Below are 14,359 nucleotides of genomic sequence, written 5' to 3'. Positions count from 1 at the left end.
GCGCGGTGGTTAATGGAGAAACATAAAATACACCTCACCATCGCGCTGGGCGGTGGAGTATTTGCGCTCTTAGTGGCAGCGTTACTACAGCTTATTGTGATCCCATTGACTCCATGGCACGGGGGAAATGGCCTGCTTGCTGGGGGGGATTGGGTTTACTTCCACGAGTTGGCCGTTCAAATGGCTGACCAAATACACTTAGAGGGATGGCAGGCTTGGAGTGCGCGGCCTAAGGGGCAGGCGCCAGCAGGGGTCGCCAGTTTCTTGTATGCGTTAACTGGCATTCGTCAGCCATGGGTAGTGCTTCCAGTTAATGCGATTCTTTATGGTGTTGCTCTGGCCGCTTTGTACTCGATCTTGCACGACATTTCGGGCCGGATACGAGAAAGTTTGCTGGCGTTATTGCCGATGTTTCTGATGCCTTCGTTAGTTATGGTCTTCGGTCAGATTCACAAGGATATATGGGTATTAGCCGGTCTGTTCTCAATATTAGCTGTTTGGGTGCGGATGCTGACTCGTGAAGTGCCGTTTACAGCTATTGGCTGCGTGATTTTGCTATTGGGCAATCTGGCCATAGGGTATGTGCGACCGTATGCACTCGAATTGTTGCTGCTGGGCCAGTCTGTAATGCTGCTATGTGCTGTGACGATATGGATCCGGTTGCGCAAACCGAACTTGCTGCTGGCGGCGGGACTGGCAATTACCATTAGCATGAGCGTAAATTTTGGCCTTGGTACTGGTACTGGTGCTGGTGCTGCTACGGGACCAGATCCTGTTGTGTGTGTTCAATGGAATTACACCTTGCCGTTGCGAATGTTTGACCAGAAGCTGGAAAATATTGCACGTGCACGAAAGCATCTCATAAGTGGTTACCCTGAGGCAGGGTCTAGTATCGATACTGAGAGGGTTTTCAGGCAGGCTGCCGACGTCATTGGTTATTTTCCTCGAATGCTGCAGGTGGCTTTGTTAGCCCCTTTCCCATCGCATTGGTTCGATCAGGGGAAGGCTCCGGGCAGCAAAGTCATGAGAGCAGTCGCTGCACTGGAGATGTCAGTTCTCTATTTTTCTTTTGTCGGCTTAGGTGCTGCTGCATTTATTGATCGCAGAAGGATTGCGCCAATGGAGCAACCGCGACAATTGGCTGTGGTGATGTTGCTGTTGTTCACCCTGTCATGGGTGGCGATATATGTCCTGGCGACGGTAAATATCGGCTCTTTGTACAGAGTACGTATGCCGGCAATGCTGCTGTGGATAAGTTTCGGGGTGCTGGCGTGGCAGTTGGTTTTACGACGTGTGAGGCTAGATCGTGGTCTTTGACTCTGTCATGCAGGTTGGAAAGTTCTTGCGATTTATGATCAAACGGTTTTTAGACATCATAGGCTCGGGGCTCGCTTTACTAATACTTGCCCCAGTGATGGCGATCATCGCCTGGCAAATTCATAAGAAATTGGGTTCGCCTGTTTTCTTTCGTCAGATCCGCCCGGGGCTGCACGGTAAGCCCTTCCAGATGGTCAAATTCCGCACCATGCGCGACGCGCTCGCCCCGGATGGGCAGCCGCTGCCCGACTCCGAGCGCATGACGCCCTTCGGTAGTTTCCTGCGTGCGGCAAGCCTGGACGAGCTGCCCGAACTTTGGAACGTACTCAAGGGCGACATGAGCCTGGTGGGGCCGCGGCCACTGCTGATGGAATACCTGCCGCTGTATTCGCCCGAGCAGGCCCGTCGGCACGAGGTGCGCCCTGGGGTGACCGGCTGGGCGCAGGTCAACGGGCGCAATGCATTGAGTTGGGAGGAGAAGTTCCGCCTCGACGTTTGGTATGTGGACAACCGGTCGTTTTGGCTGGATCTGAAGATCTTGGCGTTAACGGTGAAGAAGGTATTCGTGCGCGAGGGGATCAGCGCTGAAGGTGAGGCGACGATGCCTAAGTTTACCGGGATGCCTGAAGGAGAAGCCAAATGAAGGAGGCACTGTATGCGGTTTACGGTGCGAGTGGGTGCGGCCGAGGGGTCATGCCACTGGCACGAGAGCAATTGTGTCGCCAGGGGGTGGCGCCCGATTGTCTGGTATTTGTGGATGATGCGCCTGTCGTACCGAGCATCAATGGACAGCGGGTGCTGGCCTATGGTGATTTTCTGGCGGAGCAAGCACGCGAGCGTTACATCGTACTGGCTATTGCCAATAACACCGTACGTCGGCGGTTAGCCGCCCGGTGTGCGGCCGATGGCCTGCGTACTTGGTCGCTAACTGCGGCTAATGTGGTTGTGATGGATGACGTCGTAATTGGGGAGGGGGGGGTGTTAAGCCCCTTCGTTACCATCACTTCGAATGTCCGGATCGGAAAACATTTTCACGCCAATCTCTACAGCTATGTCGAGCACGATTGCGTGATCGGCGACTTCGTAACCTTTGCCCCAGGGGTTAAATGCAACGGCAATGTGGTCATCGAGGATCACGCCTATATCGGCACCGGCGCCATGCTAAAGCAGGGAAAGCCGGGGCAGCCGCTGGTCATTGGCCAGGGTGCCGTGGTCGGCATGGGTGCAGTGGTGACTAGAGACGTACCGGCTGGCGCCACGGTGGTGGGCAACCCGGCGCGGATCATGAACAAGGATTGATAGATGCTGAACACACCCTTTAGTCCGTGGCCCTCCTTCACGCAGGAAGAGACCGATGCGGTACGCGACGTGCTGCTGTCGAACAAGGTGAATTACTGGACGGGCACCGAGTGCCGCGCGTTCGAGCAGGAATACGCCGCTTGGGCGGGCACCCGCTACGCGGTGGCGCTGGCCAACGGCACTCTGGCGCTGGACGTGGCGCTGCATGCGCTGGGCATTGGCCCTGGTGACGAGGTGGTGGTGACGCCGCGGACCTTTATCGCGAGCGTGTCGTGTGTGGTCAATGCGGGGGCGACGCCGGTGTTTGCGGATGTGGCGCCGGAAAGCGGCAATCTGACGGCAGAGACCATTGCCCACGTGCTGACGCCGCGCACACGGGCGGTGATCTGCGTGCATCTGGCGGGCTGGCCGTGCGACATGGACCCAATCATGGAACTAGCCGAACAGTACGGGCTGAAAGTGATCGAGGATTGTGCTCAGGCACACGGGGCGCGCTACAAGGGGCGCTCGGTGGGCTCGATCGGGCATGTGGGGGCGTGGTCGTTCTGCCAGGACAAAATCATGACCACCGGCGGCGAGGGCGGCATGGTAACCACTAATGATGAAGCCTTGTGGCGCAGCATGTGGAGTTTCAAGGATCACGGCAAAAGCTATGCCGTAGTTTACGAGCGTGAACATCCACCGGGATTTCGTTGGCTGCATGAATCATTTGGTACCAACTGGCGCATGCTCGAAATGCAAGCTGTGATCGGGCGTATCCAGTTGCGGCGTATGGCGGAGTGGACGGCGAAACGTACGGCCAACAGTGAGCAAATCCAGACCGTTTGCAGGGAATTCCAGGCGTTGTACGCGCCTCAATTGCCGGAAGGAAGTCAGCATGCGCAGTACAAGTGCTATGTTTATGTGCGCCCTGAATGCTTGGCGACGGGTTGGAGTCGCGACCGGATTGTCGCCGAAATCAATGCTCTTGGAGTGCCTTGCTACCAGGGCTCCTGCTCGGAGGTGTATCTGGAAAAGGCATTCGACAATACGGGATGGCGGCCAGGCACACGGTTGCCTGTGGCGCAGGGCTTGGGAGAAACGAGTGTGATGTTCCTAGTGCATCCTACTTTGTCCGCTGTAGAAATGGATCAGACTTGCGCTGCGATCCGGCAGGTCATGCAAAGGGCTCAACACGGATGAGCGAGCGAGCAGGTAAATTGCGCTTTGTGTCGAGTTATATGCGGCAACTGACGATCCCGGTCCTCGCGTTGCCACGGTTTGCCAAGCGCTTGGTAGCCCTGGGTCTGGATGTGTCTCTTTGTGTCCTCGCTGTGTGGCTGGCCTATTATTTGCGCCTAGGCGTCTTCGTGCCGCTGACCGGGCAACCATTGTGGGCTGCGGTTGTGTCGGTTGGTTTGGCCGTACCAGTGTTCATCATTTCAGGGCTGTACCGGGCTATCTTCCGCTATAGCGGCTGGCCCGCCTTGCTGGCGGTAGCGCGTGCAGTGGCAGTGTATGGTGTGGCGTATGCGGCAGTTTTCATGGCAATCGGTGTGGCCGGGGTGCCGCGCACTGTGGGCATCCTCCAGCCGATTCTGTTGCTCCTTCTGGTCGGGGCCTCGCGGCTTATGGTGCGCCTGTGGCTGGGGGATGAATATCGTAGCCTGCTACGTCGGGCATCGCGGCCCAGGGTGCTGATTTATGGGGCCGGCACCACCGGGCGGCAACTGGCGCAGGCGATGATCCACAGCACGGAAATGCAGGTGGTGGGTTTTCTCGACGACGATGACCGTTTGCACGGCCAGGTCTTGAATGGTCAGCCGATTTATCGCCCGGACGATTTGCCGGAACTGGTCCAGACGCTCGGTATTGCCGATGTTCTGCTGGCGATGCCGCGTCTGTCGCGCCATCGCCGTAATGAAATTCTGGCACAGATTCGTCTGGCGCAGGTCGCCGTACGTACTCTGCCCAGTTTGGTTGATCTAGCGCAGGGCAAGATCAGTGTGTCGGATTTGCGCGAGCTGGATATCGACGACTTGCTCGGGCGCGAATCGGTGACGCCCAATCACATCCTGCTGGCCAAGAACATCGTGGGCAAGGTGGTGTTAGTGACCGGCGCCGGCGGATCCATCGGCAGCGAACTTTGCCGCCAGATTTTGGCGGTGAATCCCGCCAAGCTGCTGCTGATTGAGCAGAGCGAATTCGCCCTCTATGCGATTCACCAGGAACTGGAAGAGAAACTGGCTAGGCTGGACGTTGCCACGCCACCCATTCTGGTGCCTCTTCTGGCTTCGGTGCAGGACGACGACCGCATGCGCGAGATCATGTCCACCTGGCACCCGGACACGGTCTACCACGCCGCCGCCTACAAGCACGTGCCGCTGGTGGAACACAATCCGGCCGCAGGCATCAAGAACAACGTGCTGGGCACGCTACGCACCGCCCAGGCCGCCGCAGAAAACGGCGTGAGCGACTTCGTGCTCATCAGCACCGACAAAGCCGTGCGCCCCACCAATGTGATGGGTGCCAGCAAGCGCCTAGCGGAAATGGCGCTGCAGGCCTTGGCAGCAACCCAACTGGGCACGCAAAGCGGCACCAAGTTCAGCATGGTGCGCTTTGGCAACGTGCTGGGCTCGTCGGGCTCGGTCGTGCCCAAGTTCCGCCAGCAGATCCGCGACGGCGGGCCCATTACCCTCACGCACCCGGAAGTCACCCGCTATTTCATGACCATCCCGGAAGCGGCTCAACTGGTGATCCAGGCCGGCGCCATGGCCAAGGGGGGCGACGTGTTCGTGCTCGACATGGGGCAGCCGGTGAAAATCATCGACCTGGCGCGACGGATGGTGGAGCTCTCGGGGCTGATGGTGAAAGACGAACAGCATCCCGACGGTGATATCGCGATTGAAATTTCCGGCCTACGGCCCGGAGAAAAACTCTATGAAGAGCTGCTGATCGGCGACAACCCCAAACCGACCCAGCACCCGCGCATCATGAAGGCGCATGAGGATTTCATCCCTTGGGCCGAGTTTGAGCCCAAACTTTCCGCGCTGGAGTTGGCGCTGAATGTCAATGACGTCGGGGTCATCCGCTTGATGCTGCAGCAGCTGGTGGCGGGTTATAGCCCCAGCGATGACATCGTCGACTGGGTTTACCTGGAGCAGGAAGCGATGGCGCAGGCTCAAGGCTGAAGTAGCACTTGAGTGTTGGCCGTCGTCAGAAACGCCAGTCGTAATCGATGCTGAGCGGGGCGTGGTCGGAGAAGCGTTCGTCTTTGTAAACACTGGCTTGACGGGCGCTGGCGGCGATGCCGGGCGTGGCGATCTGGTAGTCGATGCGCCAGCCGACGTTCTTGGCCCAGGCCTGGCCGCGATTGCTCCACCAGGTGTAGGCACTCTCGCCGGCATCCGGGTAAAGGTTGCGATAGACATCGACCCAGCCCAGTTCGTCGATGACGCGGCTCAGCCAGGCCCGCTCTTCGGGTAGGAAGCCGGAGTTCTTCTGGTTGGATTTCCAGTTTTTCAGGTCGATTTCATGGTGGGCGATATTCCAGTCGCCGCAGATGACGATTTCCCGGCCCTCGGCGCGTAGCGCTGCCAGATGGGGCAGGAATGTCTCCAGGAAGCGGAATTTGGCGGCCTGGCGCTCCGGAGACGCCGAGCCGGACGGCAGGTAGAGTGAAATGACGCTCAGATTGGCGAAGTCGGCACGCAGGTAACGCCCTTCGGCATCGAATTCGGGTACGCCAAAACCGGCGCTGACATGGTCGGGGGCTTGTCGCGCCCAGATACCGACGCCGCTGTAGCCCTTTTTCTCCGCTGCGTGGTAGTGCGCATGCAGGCCGTCCGGCGACAGCATTTCCGGGGAGAGGTCAGGCAATTGGGCTTTCAATTCCTGCAGGCAGACAATGCTGGCTTCTTGCAGGCATAGCCAGGGCAGCAGGTTTTTGCTCCATGCTGAGCGAATACCGTTGAGATTCAGGGAGATGATGCGTAACATGGCGGGCATTCCGGGCTTAACCGGATTTGTTTTGAGGTGATATGGATTTTCGCCAGGATTTCATCGAATTCGCCCTTGCCTGCAAGGTGTTGCGCTTCGGCGAGTTCAAGACCAAGGCTGGGCGCATGTCGCCCTACTTCTTCAACGCCGGGCTGTTCAATGACGGAGCGTCGCTTGGCCGGCTGGCCGGATTCTACGCCAAAGCAGCGCAAACCGGCGGCGTCGCCTTCGACATGCTGTTCGGGCCAGCCTACAAAGGTATTCCGCTAGTGGCGGCGATTGCAGTGGCGCTGGCGGCGCAGGGGCAGAATTACGCGTTTGCGTTCAATCGCAAGGAAGCCAAAGATCACGGCGAGGGCGGCAACATCGTTGGTGCGCCACTCAGCGGTCGGGTGCTGATCGTCGATGACGTGATTTCCGCCGGGACCTCGGTGCGTGAATCGGTGGAGTTGATCCGTGCGGCCGGGGCGACACCGGCGGGTGTGCTGATTGCTCTGGATCGCCAGGAGCGGGGTACGGGTGAATTGTCGGCGGTGCAGGAAGTGATGCGCGACTACGGCATTCCGGTCGTGGCAGTGGCGGGCTTGAAGGACTTGCTCGATTACCTAGCCCAGCACGCGGAGTTTGCCGAATATCGGGAAGCTGTTGCACGCTACCGGGAAAACTATGGGGTGGATGCCTGAGATGAAGTGCTGCTGCGCTCTTTCCTGCCTCGCGTTGCTGCTCCCCTTACCGGCGGCGGCACAGCCTGCCTCTGCGGCAAAGAGCATGTACTGCTGCCAGGACTCGGCTAGCGGCCGCAGTGTCTGCGGCGATACCCTGCCGGCGCAGTGCCGGGGTCGGGCTTACCGTGTTCTTGATCGCGCCGGCAACCTGGTGCGCGAAGTGGCCGCGCCATTGACGCCGGAGCAGAAAGCGGCGGCCGCCGCTGCCGCCGCCGAGCAAAAACGCATCGAGGATGCCCAGCGCGAGCAATGGCGCAAGGACCAGGCGCTACTGACCACCTACCCGACGCTGGCAGATATCGATTACCTGCAGAAAAAGGCTGAGGGCGAGGCGCGCCGGGCGCTGCAGGAAGCGCGTGATGAAATGGTCGAGTTGCAGCACAAGCAGCGCAAGCTCGCCAACGAGGCAGAGTTCTACAAGCGACGCAGCATGCCCGTGGATCTGGCGAATCAGCTGCGGGCGAACGGGCACGAAATCCAGTTGCAGCAGGAATTGATCGCGCTGCGTAACAAAGAACTGGTGGCGACCAGTAATAAATACGAGGCTGATCGCAAGCGCTATCTGGAACTGACCGGAGGGCGGCCGACAGGCACGCGCTGAGCGCCCGGCAGGGGACTGACGGGCGGGTTGCGCGGCGGGGCGGATCAGGCGTCCAGTTTGGCCTTGAGCAGGGCGTTGACCTGCTGCGGATTGGCCTTGCCCTTGGCGGCCTTCATCACCTGACCGACCAGCGCATTGAACGCTTTTTCCTTGCCGGCGCGGTATTCGGCGACGTTGGCGGCATTGGCGGCGAGCACCTCATCGACCAGGCTGGCAATGGCGCCACTGTCCGTGATCTGCTTCAGGCCCTGGGCGTCAATGATGGCGTCGGCGGAAGGGCCTTCACCCGTCCACAGTGCTTCGAACACCTTCTTGCCGATGTTGTTGGAAATGGTTTGGTCAACGATGCGCGCCACCAGTCCGCCCAATTGTGCTGGCGTGACCGGTGCCTGGGTGAACTCCAGCCCGTCCTTGTTCAGCCGTGCGGCGAGGTCGACCATGACCCAGTTGGCGCAGGGCTTGGCCGCGCCAGCACCCGCGGCGTCAACCGTCGCTTCGAAATAGTCGGCGATTTCCTGGCTGGCGGTCAGCGTCGTGGCGTCGTAGGCGGACAGGCCGAAGTCGGCCATGAAGCGCTGGCGCTTCTGGGCGGGTAATTCGGGCAGCTCGCCGCGCACGCGCGCAATCCAGTCGTCGCCGATGGTCAGTGGCAGGAGGTCGGGGTCGGGGAAGTAGCGGTAATCGTGCGCGTCTTCCTTGCTGCGCATCATGCGCGTTTCGCCGCTGTCCGGATCGAACAGGACGGTGGCCTGCTGGATGCTGCCGCCGTCTTCCAGGGTTTCGATCTGCCAGCGGATCTCGTATTCGATGGCTTCCTTGAGGTAGCGGAAGGAGTTGAGATTCTTGATCTCACGCCGCGTACCCAACGGAGCGCCGGGGCGGCGGACGGACACGTTGGCGTCGCAGCGGAACGAGCCTTCCTGCATGTTGCCGTCGCAGATACCGATCCAGCGCACCAGGGCATGCAGGGCACGGGCGTAGGCGACTGCTTCGTCAGCGGAACGCATGTCCGGTTCGGTGACGATTTCGAGCAGCGGGGTGCCGGCGCGGTTGAGGTCAATGCCGGATTTGCCGTGGAAATCCTCGTGCAGCGATTTGCCCGCATCTTCTTCGAGGTGGGCACGCGTCAGGCGGATGGTTTTTTCGTAGGCCTGCTCACCGCTGCCGACCTGTACCGTCAGCGCGCCACCCTGCACCACGGGCAGATCGAACTGACTGATCTGGTAGCCTTTGGGCAGGTCAGGGTAAAAGTAGTTCTTGCGTGCAAAAATCGATTTCGCAGCGACTTGCGCATCAATGGCCAGACCAAAGCGGATCGCACATTCGACAGCTTGCCGGTTGAGTACCGGCAGCACGCCGGGAAAGGCGAGATCGATGGCGCTGGCCTGGGTATTGGGCTCGGCGCCGAAGGCGGTGGCAGCGCCAGAGAATATCTTCGAGACTGTCGCCAGTTGTGCGTGCGTCTCGATGCCGATGACAACTTCCCACTGATTCATGGTTTCATCCGTTCAATGACAGCGCCCGGTCCGGGCGTCGATGACGACCGGCCATAGATAATCGAAAGCCTTGCCTTCGCAGGATTGCGGGCAGCTGTTGAAGGCAATGGTCACATCCTTGCCTTGCTCCCACATGCGCACGGTGCAATTCTTGTCCTGCTTGTGGCGCAGCAGCACTTGCGGCAGTTTGGCGTCCTGCGCGAATTCCTTCAGGGCGAAGTGGCAACTGCCTTTTCCCTTGATGTTGATGCGGGCGTCGAAGTTCTTGACGTCGGCTTCCTTGACCAGAAGGTTGAGGCGGGTCTGCGTGCCGACGGCGTCCCGGTGCGTGCACCGGGAGCGCACGTTGAGCGCTCGTGTTGGCTGCGGTTGCAGGTTGCGGTTGTGCAGGTACTTGAGCTTGGCGTTCGGGATTTTCTGTTTTTCTTCGATCACCGGCGGGGGCGGCGGGGCTTCGGCGGCGGGCTTCGGCGGCGTGCTGCAGGACACAAGCAGCACAGCGGCCAGGCAGGGAAAAATGAAATGCCGGTGCATGGTTTACTCCAGTCCGGTCGGATGCTGCCGATGCCAGTCGGTGGCCTGCTGAAAGCGATGGGCAACGTTCAACAGCCGCGCTTCCGAGAAATAGTTGCCGATCAGTTGCAGGCCGACCGGCAGACCGGCGGCCTGCCCGCAGGGCAGGGAGAGCCCCGGCAAGCCAGCCAGATTGACCGAGATGGTGTAGATGTCGAACAGGTACATCTGTACCGGATCGGAAATTTTTTCGCCGATACGGAAGGCCGGGGTGGGGGCCGTGGGGCCAAGGATGACATCGCAGGACTTGAAGGCGGCGACGAAATCATTGGCGATCAGGCGGCGGATGCGCTGCGCCTGCAGGTAGTAGGCATCGTAATAGCCGTGCGAGAGGACGTAGGTGCCGATCAGGATGCGCCGTTTGACTTCCTCGCCGAAAGCCTGTGAGCGCGACTTCATGTACATGTCGTCGAGGCTGTCGTAGCTCGGGGCACGGTAGCCGAAACGCACGCCGTCGTAGCGGCTCAGGTTGGAACTGGCTTCCGCCGAGGCGATGACGTAATAGACCGGAACCGCAAGATCGGTATGGGGCAGCGATACGTCGACCAGGGTGGCGCCCAGGGCTTGATATTGCTTGATGGCTTCCTGTACCGACGCCATCACCGCAGGATCGCAGCCGGGGCCAAAAAATTCCTTGGGCAGGCCGATGCGCAGGCCGGCCAGCGGTTGCTCGAGGTCGCGGCGGTAATCTTCCGGGGCGCGCTCAAGCGAGGTGGAGTCGCGCTCGTCAAAGCCGGCCATGGCGTTCAGCATCAGCGCACAGTCTTCGGCGGTGTGCGCCATGATGCCGCCCTGGTCGAGGGAGGAAGCGTAGGCCACCATGCCGTAGCGCGAAACCACGCCGTAGCTGGGTTTCAGGCCGGTGAGGTTGCACATGCCGGCTGGCTGGCGGATGGAGCCGCCGGTATCGGTGGCCGTGGCAACCGGTGCCAGCCCGGCAGCAACGACGGCGGCGGAGCCACCGGAGGAACCGCCAGCAACGCGGCTGCTATCCCAGGGGTTCTTCACCGGGCCGAAATAGGACGTCTCGTTGGATGAGCCCATGGCGAACTCGTCCATGTTGGCCCGGCCAACGCAGACCATGCCGGCCTCGGCATGCAGCTTGCGGATGACGGTGGCGTCGTAGGGGGCGACAAAATTCTCCAGCATCTTCGAGCCACAGGTAGTGCGCCAGCCTTCGGCGCAGAACAGGTCCTTGTGGGCGATGGGCAGGCCGGTCAGCGGACCGGCGTTACCGGCGGCCAAGCGGGTATCGGCAGCCTGTGCTTCGGCCAGCGTTTTTGCGCGGTCGACAGTGATGAGGGCGTTGAGCGACGGGTTCAGGCGCTCGATGCGGTCAAGGTAATGCGTGGCCAGTTCGACGCTGGACACCTTCTTCGCGGCAAGCGCCTGGGACAGTTCGGTCAGGGTGGCGAAGGCGGGGGTGGAAAAACTCATTCGATCACCTTCGGGACCAGATAAAGACCGGCTTCCGTTTCCGGCGCCACTGCTTGATAGGCTGCGCGTCGATCCGCTTCGCTCACTACGTCGGCGCGCAGCCGCTGGGAAACGTCCTGGGCGTGCGCCATGGGCTCGATGCCCGTGGTGTCGATGGCCTGCATGCGGGCGATCAGGTCGAAAATGCCGTTGAGCTGAGCGCTGCTGGCAGCGGCCTCTGTTTCGCTGATTTCCAGGCGGGCGAGCCGGGCAATCCGCTGGACTTGTTCCGATGTAAGCTGCATGAAATGTAAAAGCCCGAAAAAGAGGGGTTTTGCAGTGCACAAAACCGGATGAAGGAAAGTTTTATAAGGTATCATAAAAGCTTTCCCAGCCGCACCTGACCTAGTGCAAAACGCGGAGCCTTAATTAGATGTTCGGTTTTCTTTCCAGATACTTTTCCAACGATCTCGCCATTGACCTGGGTACGGCAAATACCCTGATCTACGCCCAGGACCGCTCGATCGTCCTCAATGAACCCTCGGTGGTCGCCATTCGCCTCGAAGGCGGACCGAATGCCAAAAAAACCATTCAGGCGGTCGGCAAGGAAGCCAAGGAAATGCTGGGCAAGGCGCCCGGCAGCATCACCGTGATCCGGCCGATGAAAGACGGCGTGATTGCCGACTTTACCGTCACCGAGCAGATGCTCAAGCAGTTCATCAAGAAGACGCACGACTCCCGGCTTTTTTCGCCCAGCCCGCGCATCATCATCTGCGTGCCTTCCGGTTCGACCCAGGTGGAGCGTCGCGCCATCCGTGAATCGGCGCTGGGTGCCGGTGCCAGCCAGGTGTACCTGATCGAGGAACCAATGGCAGCGGCCATCGGCGCCGGTCTGCCGGTGTCGGAAGCGACGGGTTCAATGGTGGTCGATATCGGCGGTGGTACCACCGAAGTCGGTGTGATCTCGCTGGGCGGCATGGTCTATGCCGGCTCAGTGCGGGTCGGTGGCGACAAGCTCGACGAGTCGATCAGCAATTACATCAGCCGCAACTACGGCATGATGATCGGCGAGAATACCGCCGAGAACATCAAGAAGCAGATTGGCTCTGCTTTCCCGGGGGCGGAAGTGATGGAGATGGAAGTCTCCGGCATCAACAAGGCCGAGGGGATTCCGCGCAAATTCACGATTTCCTCGAACGAAATCCTCGAAGCACTGACCGATCCGCTCAATCAGATCATTTCTGCCGTCAAGTCGGCGCTGGAAAAGACGCCGCCGGAACTGGGTGCGGATATCGCCGAAAAAGGCATGGTCCTGACCGGTGGCGGTGCACTGCTGCGCGATCTCGATCGTCTGCTGATGGAAGAGACCGGCTTGCCGGTGATCGTTGCCGATGACCCGCTGACCTGTGTGGCGCGCGGCTGCGGTCTGGCGCTGGAGAAAATCGACAAACTCGGCAGCATCTTTGCTTCGGACTGAGATTCTGTGCCTCTTGTTTCCTGACTGATTCCGATGGCAGGCACTCACCACACTCCGCCGCCTTTCTTCAAGAGAGGGCCAGCACCGCTGGCCCTTTTGACGTTCTATCTGGCGCTTTCCCTGGCTCTGTTCGTGATCGATCTGCGCTTGCAGAGTCTTGATCCCCTGCGGCAGCTCGTGGCCGCGGTGACTGATCCGGTGCAGCGCGTTGCGCAGATGCCGGGCGGCCTGGTTGATCACGCCAAGGATTATCTGCGCGGGCTGGATGACCTGCTCAGTGAAAACGCGCAGTTGAAGCAGACGCAGCTGCGGCTGGCGCCCGACCTCGCCCGGCTGGAGCACCTGGAAACCGAAAATGACCGTCTGCGCAAATTGCTCGCGGTCAAGGAGCGGGAAAAAGCACAAGGCGAGGTGGCGCAGATCATGTACACCGCGCGTGACCCGTTTTCGCACCGCGTCGTCATCGACAAGGGGCAGCAGTCGGGAATCACTGCGGGCCAGCCGGCGATCGATGAGGCCGGGGTGGTCGGGCAGGTGACGCGCGTTTTTCCGTTCTCGGCGGAAATTACCCTGATTACTGACAAGGATCAGGCGGTGCCAGTGCAGGTCGTGCGTAGCGGCCAGCGGTCGGTGGTCTTCGGCCTGGGGGGCGGTCAGCTGGAACTGCGTTATTTGCCGGCCAACGCGGATATCAAGGAAGGCGATTTGTTGGTGACATCGGGTCTGGATGGCATTTTCCTGCCAGGTTTCCCTGTGGCCCGAGTGAGCAGCATCGAGCGTGAAAACTCCTATGCCTTTGCCCGCATCCGCTGCGAACCGCTGGCGGCGGTGGAGAATTTCGGTGAAGTGCTGGTGCTGGCACCACGCCAGCCGCTGCCGCCGCGTCCGCCGGAATCGGCCGGGCGCGGTGGCAACACCGGTGCACCGGTGAAGGAAGACAAGAAATGATTCAGCCGACGTTCACTTCTTCGCGCATCCTGTTGCCGGTGCGCCCCGGTTTCATCTGGTTCTCCATGACGCTTGGCTTGCTGCTCAATTTTCTGCCGACAGCGCACTGGCCCGGCGTACCCGATTGGGTGGCTCTGGTGCTGACTTTCTGGTGCATCCGCGAATCACGTTACGTGGGCATGGGCTGGGCTTTCGCGCTGGGGTTGTGCATGGATGTGGCGGATGGCGCCGTGCTTGGACAGCATGCCTTTGCCTATGTGCTGCTGGCGTACACGGCCACCCGCCAGGCCCGGCGCATTCTTTGGTTTCCGCTGGCGCAGCAGGCGATTCAGGTGCTGCCGATGCTGGTTGCGGCACAGGTGATCCAGCTGGTGTTGCGGCTGCTCGCAGGTGCCGAGTTTCCCGGCTGGAGTTTTCTGCTGGGGCCGGCGCTGGCGACCTTGCTCTGGATTCCTTTGACCTATCTGCTCCTGCTGCCGCAATACCAGCCCCTGGAGCATGATGCCAACCGGCCGTTGTAAGGGCCGCG

At 60.4% G+C, this 14,359-nt stretch carries 15 protein-coding genes; 10 read left to right on the top strand and 5 right to left on the bottom strand.

The features are described 5' to 3' along the window. Positions 1 to 12 precede the first annotated feature (12 nt). From JYJ39_RS10040 to JYJ39_RS10020, 5 genes are read left to right on the top strand one after another with little or no spacing between them, the layout of a single operon-like run. The gene (locus JYJ39_RS10040; RefSeq protein WP_205204064.1) at positions 13 to 1,317 is read left to right on the top strand and encodes a hypothetical protein; all 1,305 of its coding nucleotides are present in this window, start codon (positions 13 to 15) and stop codon (positions 1,315 to 1,317) included. Between the two features lie 34 nt (positions 1,318 to 1,351). After that, positions 1,352 to 1,960 carry a sugar transferase gene (locus JYJ39_RS10035; RefSeq protein WP_205204063.1) on the top strand — a complete coding sequence of 203 codons (609 nt, stop codon included), beginning with the start codon at positions 1,352 to 1,354 and terminating at the stop codon, positions 1,958 to 1,960. Further along, positions 1,957 to 2,616, top strand: coding sequence for a NeuD/PglB/VioB family sugar acetyltransferase (locus tag JYJ39_RS10030; protein ID WP_205204062.1), 660 nt, complete (start codon positions 1,957 to 1,959; stop codon positions 2,614 to 2,616). Before JYJ39_RS10035 ends, JYJ39_RS10030 begins: the two co-directional genes overlap by 4 nt. A 3-nt stretch (positions 2,617 to 2,619) precedes the next feature. After that, the gene (locus JYJ39_RS10025; RefSeq protein WP_205204058.1) at positions 2,620 to 3,798 is read left to right on the top strand and encodes a DegT/DnrJ/EryC1/StrS family aminotransferase; all 1,179 of its coding nucleotides are present in this window, start codon (positions 2,620 to 2,622) and stop codon (positions 3,796 to 3,798) included. 38 nt (positions 3,799 to 3,836) lie between these two features. Continuing rightward, on the top strand, positions 3,837 to 5,786 hold the full coding sequence (locus JYJ39_RS10020; protein ID WP_205204057.1) for a polysaccharide biosynthesis protein: 1,950 nt from the start codon (positions 3,837 to 3,839) through the stop codon (positions 5,784 to 5,786). Between the two features lie 25 nt (positions 5,787 to 5,811). On the opposite strand, the gene JYJ39_RS10015 is transcribed toward JYJ39_RS10020, so the two are convergent. Continuing rightward, positions 5,812 to 6,594, bottom strand: a complete 783-nt coding sequence (locus JYJ39_RS10015) for an exodeoxyribonuclease III (protein ID WP_205204056.1) — start codon at positions 6,592 to 6,594, stop codon at positions 5,812 to 5,814. Between the two features lie 41 nt (positions 6,595 to 6,635). Between JYJ39_RS10015 and pyrE the strand changes: the two genes are divergently transcribed. Both pyrE and JYJ39_RS10005 read left to right on the top strand, forming a co-directional pair. Beyond that, positions 6,636 to 7,277, top strand: coding sequence for an orotate phosphoribosyltransferase (pyrE, locus tag JYJ39_RS10010; protein WP_205204055.1), 642 nt, complete (start codon positions 6,636 to 6,638; stop codon positions 7,275 to 7,277). An 85-nt stretch (positions 7,278 to 7,362) separates the two neighbouring features. After that, entirely contained in the window at positions 7,363 to 7,920 is a 558-nt protein-coding gene (locus tag JYJ39_RS10005) for a hypothetical protein (protein ID WP_205204054.1), read from the top strand. Between the two features lie 44 nt (positions 7,921 to 7,964). On the opposite strand, the gene gatB is transcribed toward JYJ39_RS10005, so the two are convergent. From gatB to gatC, 4 genes are read right to left on the bottom strand one after another with little or no spacing between them, the layout of a single operon-like run. Then, positions 7,965 to 9,416 (bottom strand): Asp-tRNA(Asn)/Glu-tRNA(Gln) amidotransferase subunit GatB, encoded by a 1,452-nt coding sequence (gatB, locus tag JYJ39_RS10000; RefSeq protein ID WP_205204053.1) that lies wholly within the window; start codon positions 9,414 to 9,416, stop codon positions 7,965 to 7,967. A gap of 12 nt (positions 9,417 to 9,428) precedes the next feature. Further along, the gene (locus JYJ39_RS09995; protein WP_205204052.1) at positions 9,429 to 9,950 is read right to left on the bottom strand and encodes a hypothetical protein; all 522 of its coding nucleotides are present in this window, start codon (positions 9,948 to 9,950) and stop codon (positions 9,429 to 9,431) included. Between the two features lie 3 nt (positions 9,951 to 9,953). Further along, positions 9,954 to 11,426, bottom strand: a complete 1,473-nt coding sequence (gene gatA, locus JYJ39_RS09990) for an Asp-tRNA(Asn)/Glu-tRNA(Gln) amidotransferase subunit GatA (RefSeq protein WP_205204051.1) — start codon at positions 11,424 to 11,426, stop codon at positions 9,954 to 9,956. Next, on the bottom strand, positions 11,423 to 11,710 hold the full coding sequence (gatC, locus tag JYJ39_RS09985; protein ID WP_205204050.1) for an Asp-tRNA(Asn)/Glu-tRNA(Gln) amidotransferase subunit GatC: 288 nt from the start codon (positions 11,708 to 11,710) through the stop codon (positions 11,423 to 11,425). The genes gatA and gatC overlap by 4 nt, the downstream gene beginning before the upstream one ends. Before the next feature lie 128 nt (positions 11,711 to 11,838). Between gatC and JYJ39_RS09980 the strand changes: the two genes are divergently transcribed. The 3 genes from JYJ39_RS09980 to mreD are packed head-to-tail and all read left to right on the top strand — an operon-like array spanning position 11,839 to position 14,351. Next, positions 11,839 to 12,882 (top strand): rod shape-determining protein, encoded by a 1,044-nt coding sequence (locus JYJ39_RS09980; protein ID WP_205204048.1) that lies wholly within the window; start codon positions 11,839 to 11,841, stop codon positions 12,880 to 12,882. A gap of 33 nt (positions 12,883 to 12,915) precedes the next feature. Further along, a complete protein-coding gene (gene mreC / locus JYJ39_RS09975; RefSeq protein WP_205204047.1) occupies positions 12,916 to 13,830 on the top strand; it encodes a rod shape-determining protein MreC in 915 nt (304 codons plus the stop codon). Next, positions 13,830 to 14,351: a rod shape-determining protein MreD gene (gene mreD / locus JYJ39_RS09970; RefSeq protein ID WP_205204136.1), complete on the top strand. Its 522-nt coding sequence runs from the start codon at positions 13,830 to 13,832 to the stop codon at positions 14,349 to 14,351. The genes mreC and mreD overlap by 1 nt, the downstream gene beginning before the upstream one ends. The last annotated feature ends 8 nt before the right edge of the window (positions 14,352 to 14,359 follow it).

Source organism: Azonexus hydrophilus, assembly GCF_905120355.1.
Taxonomy (GTDB): domain Bacteria; phylum Pseudomonadota; class Gammaproteobacteria; order Burkholderiales; family Rhodocyclaceae; genus Azonexus.
This window is presented reverse-complemented; position numbering and strand designations above follow the sequence as displayed.

Coding starts and splice junctions, on each gene's coding strand:
- JYJ39_RS10040 (WP_205204064.1), top strand. CDS start 13: ATGGAGAAACATAAAATACACCTCACCATCGCGCTGGGCGGTGGAGTA.
- JYJ39_RS10035 (WP_205204063.1), top strand. CDS start 1,352: ATGATCAAACGGTTTTTAGACATCATAGGCTCGGGGCTCGCTTTACTA.
- JYJ39_RS10030 (WP_205204062.1), top strand. CDS start 1,957: ATGAAGGAGGCACTGTATGCGGTTTACGGTGCGAGTGGGTGCGGCCGA.
- JYJ39_RS10025 (WP_205204058.1), top strand. CDS start 2,620: ATGCTGAACACACCCTTTAGTCCGTGGCCCTCCTTCACGCAGGAAGAG.
- JYJ39_RS10020 (WP_205204057.1), top strand. CDS start 3,837: ATGCGGCAACTGACGATCCCGGTCCTCGCGTTGCCACGGTTTGCCAAG.
- JYJ39_RS10015 (WP_205204056.1), bottom strand. CDS start 6,594: ATGTTACGCATCATCTCCCTGAATCTCAACGGTATTCGCTCAGCATGG.
- pyrE (WP_205204055.1), top strand. CDS start 6,636: ATGGATTTTCGCCAGGATTTCATCGAATTCGCCCTTGCCTGCAAGGTG.
- JYJ39_RS10005 (WP_205204054.1), top strand. CDS start 7,363: ATGTACTGCTGCCAGGACTCGGCTAGCGGCCGCAGTGTCTGCGGCGAT.
- gatB (WP_205204053.1), bottom strand. CDS start 9,416: ATGAATCAGTGGGAAGTTGTCATCGGCATCGAGACGCACGCACAACTG.
- JYJ39_RS09995 (WP_205204052.1), bottom strand. CDS start 9,950: ATGCACCGGCATTTCATTTTTCCCTGCCTGGCCGCTGTGCTGCTTGTG.
- gatA (WP_205204051.1), bottom strand. CDS start 11,426: ATGAGTTTTTCCACCCCCGCCTTCGCCACCCTGACCGAACTGTCCCAG.
- gatC (WP_205204050.1), bottom strand. CDS start 11,710: ATGCAGCTTACATCGGAACAAGTCCAGCGGATTGCCCGGCTCGCCCGC.
- JYJ39_RS09980 (WP_205204048.1), top strand. CDS start 11,839: ATGTTCGGTTTTCTTTCCAGATACTTTTCCAACGATCTCGCCATTGAC.
- mreC (WP_205204047.1), top strand. CDS start 12,916: ATGGCAGGCACTCACCACACTCCGCCGCCTTTCTTCAAGAGAGGGCCA.